This is a genomic window from Desulfovibrio sp. 1214_IL3152 (genome assembly GCF_036763055.1).
Classification (GTDB): Bacteria; Desulfobacterota; Desulfovibrionia; order Desulfovibrionales; family Desulfovibrionaceae; genus Desulfovibrio.
On sequence record NZ_JBAIYW010000196.1, the window covers coordinates 1 to 4,036 of the forward strand.

Annotated in this window: 2 protein-coding genes; one reads left to right on the plus strand and one right to left on the minus strand. The window is 56.6% G+C overall.

Translation table 11 applies throughout. The annotated features are described in order from the left end of the window. Nucleotides 1-150: 150 nt before the first annotated feature. On the plus strand, nucleotides 151-1,254 hold the full coding sequence (gene ychF, locus V6C07_RS04145) for a redox-regulated ATPase YchF (protein WP_333535097.1): 1,104 nt from the start codon (nucleotides 151-153) through the stop codon (nucleotides 1,252-1,254). Between the two features lie 588 nt (nucleotides 1,255-1,842). Here ychF and V6C07_RS04150 read toward each other — a convergent pair. After that, nucleotides 1,843-3,870, minus strand: coding sequence for a methyl-accepting chemotaxis protein (locus tag V6C07_RS04150; RefSeq protein WP_333535098.1), 2,028 nt, complete (start codon nucleotides 3,868-3,870; stop codon nucleotides 1,843-1,845). Nucleotides 3,871-4,036: the final 166 nt, after the last annotated feature.

Here is a 4,036-nt window from a genome sequence, read left to right on the forward strand (position 1 = left end):
AGCCCCTGCCGTGAGGCAGCCTGCGGATGACGCGGCTTCACAACGGCAGGTCAGACGGACACCGACCCGGGAAACAATCCTCCGGAACAGCCGCGCATGTGCGGCCCGGACGCCCGCCGGGTCTTGACTGGTGACAATTCAGGAGAAAGCATGGCCCTCAGCATAGGTATCGTCGGTCTGCCCAACGTGGGCAAGTCCACTCTTTTCAATGCCCTCACCAAGGCCCAGAACGCCCAGGCCGCCAACTATCCCTTCTGCACCATCGAGCCGAACAAGGCTACGGTGGCCGTGCCGGACACGCGCCTGCGCGACCTGACAAACAAGGCCAAACCGCAAAAAACCATCAATGCCAGCGTGGATTTCATCGACATTGCCGGTCTTGTGCGGGGAGCCAGCAAGGGCGAAGGTCTCGGCAACCAGTTTTTGGGCAACATCCGCGAATGCGCGGCCATCGTGCATGTGGTGCGCTGCTTTGAGGATGAAAACATCACGCACGTTGACGGCGGCGTTGATCCCCTGCGTGACGTGGACACCATTGAGACGGAACTTTTGCTGGCCGATCTGCAAAGCGTGGAAAAACGCCTTGAACGTCTGCAAAAAATGTCCAAGGGCAGCAAGGACGCCAAGGCAGCCGCCGAAGTAATGCAGACCCTGCTGACCCATCTTAATGACGGCAAGGCCGCCCGCGAATTTGTCCTGCCGGAAAGCAACGAGGCTTTTCTGACATCGTGGCGCGAACTGGGCCTTCTGACAGCCAAGCCCGTTATTTACTGTGCCAACGTGGATGAAAACGCTGTGGCCGAAGGCAACGCCTTTGTGGAAACCCTCAAGACCTTTGCCGCCGGACGCCAAGCGGGCTTTGCCTGCATTTGCGCCAAGCTGGAAGAGGAACTGCAGGGCCTCTCCGATGCGGAACAGGCCGAAATGCTGTCATCTTACGGCATTGACGAAAGCGGCCTTGTGCGCATTATCCGCACCGGTTACGAAACACTGGGGCTTTGCAGCTACTTTACGGTCGGCCCGCAGGAAGTGCGCGCCTGGACCATTCACAAGGGCTGGAAGGCTCCCCAGGCGGCCGGGGTTATTCATACGGACTTTGAACGCGGCTTCATCCGCGCCGAGGTCATCTCTTATCAGGACTACATGAGCCACGAAAACGAGGCCGCCTGCCGTGCCAGCGGCGTGCTGCGCGTGGAAGGCAAGGAATATGTGGTCAAGGATGGAGATGTCATGCACTTCCTTTTCAACGTCTAGAGCAGTTTACGAATGCAATGAGTTAGTGCTCTGCAAGGATTTTCAGGAAAATCCTTGCCACAAAATGCGCGCAGGCAGGCTTTTGCCTGCCGTAAGCGAGCATTCAAGTGCTAAATGCTCTAGAGCAGATTAACTTTGAAAATGTACATTTTCAAAGTTTAAGACACGCTCGCTTCGGCGTTTAACCGCGCAAATAAATTGCGCTTACGCCTTCGCGGCGGGCGACTGCTCACGCAGCCGCCAGAGCAATTTCAAAGTGAAATTGCTCTAGATATAGGGCAAGGCAACTTTGAGAATATACCTTCTCAAAGATCAAGACCCGCCTGCCACGGCGCCCGGGAACGCAGAAAAACCGCGTTTGCTCGCGCAGCCGCCATATCTGTTTTGAAAAGAGACTGCCCTAAACTGGTAACGTCAACAGCGCGCTGCCGGCTTATCCGGGCCGCCGTGTGCCTGCAAACCGCACACTGCAAGCCCGCCCGCGATAAAATACTGTATAAAAAATGCTGTATACAGCCAGCGCCCCTTCCGCATAAACGGAAGGGGCGCTGGCTGTTATTGTTCCGGAGCCGCGCGGCTCCTGACTCTTTAGGCGTTTTTCATGTGTTCGATCAGTTCCGCCAGACTGTGAGCCTGCTTGCGCAGGGCCTCAAGCTCGGCCATAGCCAACTGCATGGATTCGGAGGTTGTGGCGGCAATGTTGTTCACATCAGCGATGGACTTGTTAATCTCTTCGCTGGTGGCGGACTGCTGCTCACTGGCGGTGGCAATGGCGCGCACTTCGTCCGCGGTCTGATCCACCATGACCACGATCTCCTGCAAGGCTTCGCCGGACTTGTTGGAAAAGTCAGTGGCGGAAGCGATGTTGCGCACGGCCAGTTCCACTTCCTGAATGCTCTGCGAGGCGCTTTGCTGGATAGCGTGGATGGCGTTACCCACATCTGTGGTCGAGGCCATGGTTTTTTCCGCCAGCTTGCGCACCTCATCGGCCACAACGGCAAAGCCCCTGCCCGCGTCACCCGCACGGGCCGCCTCAATGGCCGCATTGAGCGCCAGCAGGTTGGTCTGGTCGGCAATGTCGGAAATAACGCTCATGATCTGGTTGATGGCCCTGGCGTGCTCATCAAGCGTGGTCATGCCGTCCTTGAGGGCCAGGGACTGGCGCTGCACTTCCTGGATGCCGCCTACGGCCTTGTACACCACCTCGGACCCTGCCTGGGCCTTGAGCTTGGCCGATGCCGAAACATCCGCAGCACCGCCCGCATTTTTGGCAACCTCAAGCACGGTGGAGTTCATTTCTTCCATAGCAGTCGCGGTTTCCGCCAGCCTGGCCACGGCATGGCTCAACGCGCCGCCGGTATTGTCCACCTGTTCGGCAATGTCGTTGATGGAAGAATTGAGGCGCTCAACCACGCCCTCTATCTGGGCCGCGGCGCTGATCATGCCCTCACGCTTGGCAATTTCAGCCTGCGCCTGAGCCTGCTTGGCCTCTTCCATGGCCTGCTGCGCCTCTTCACCCATCAGGCGCGCCTGTTCGGCCTGTTCGCTTGCATCCTGAACCAGACGGCGCAGGTTTTCTTCCATCTGGCGCAGGGCATCCGCCAACTGGCCCATATCGTCCTTGCTGTAAACGTCAAGGGTAAGGTCTTTCTTGCCCTCGGCCACACCGAGGGCGTAGCGGGTGATCTTGCCCACCGGAGCGCTGACTCTCAGCCCCAGGATGACCGAAAGGGTAAGCTGCAGCACCAGTAGACCGCAAGCCACCAGGATGGCCTTGTCCACGGCTTCGTGCTCAAGCTTCTGCAGATCACTCATGGGCATGCCCGCAAACCACATGCCTATGATCTGATTATTGGCGTCTTTGACCGGCCAGTAGGCGGAATTGTAGTCCACCCCAAGAATGCTATTGTGGGTGTAGTAGGTTTTTCCCTTTTTCAGAACCGCATCGAGAATTTCCGGTGATTGCAGCTTGGTACCCACGGCACGCTGCCCGTCAGCCATGATTGTGGTCATGACCCGGGTATCGCCCTTGAAAATGGTGATGTTAACGCCCGAAAGTTGCTTGAGCCAGTCAAGATAGGCAGGAGTGACAAGGGATGTGCCAATGGAAATGGAGCCTACCACGCGGCCCTCATAAACCACCGGCTGGCTGGCCCGGATTGTGAACGGAACGACGGTGCCTGCCACAACGGCCGCGGCGGGCTGCCCCTTGAGGGCAATAACCACTGTTTCCTGATTGGTTACGCTGTCGCCGTATTTATCAGCATGACCACGGGCGATGACCTTGCCGGACTCATCAGTAATGGTCATAAAGTCCGAACCGGCCATTTTCATGCTTTTTTCGCCAAGCTCTTTGGCCAGTGCGTGGTCCTTATGCACAATGGCCTGCACCATGCTGTTGTCGCTGGCAATCAGGGCGGCGCTTTGCACAAAACGCGCACGGGTGGCCTCATTGGCCTCCATGATAACGTTTTGCATGCGCCGGATGCCCTTATCCAGTTCATCTTCAATGGGGACTTTCATAAAGTAGATGGAAACAAACAGCACGACCCCACAGCAGGTGATCAATGCGCCAAACAGCGAACCCACATACTTGTGCGCGATCGTTATGCGCATGCCCCCTCCTTGCAACAAAAAGTTATTTTTGCAAAATATATCAATGTTGTCCGGTTAAGCACCCATAGCTAACAGGCTATAACTATAGGTGTTTATAGTTTTTCGTCTTCGCGGATTCAGAAGTTCTTCCAGAGAATCCTTGCCGAACAGATTCAAGCAAATGAGC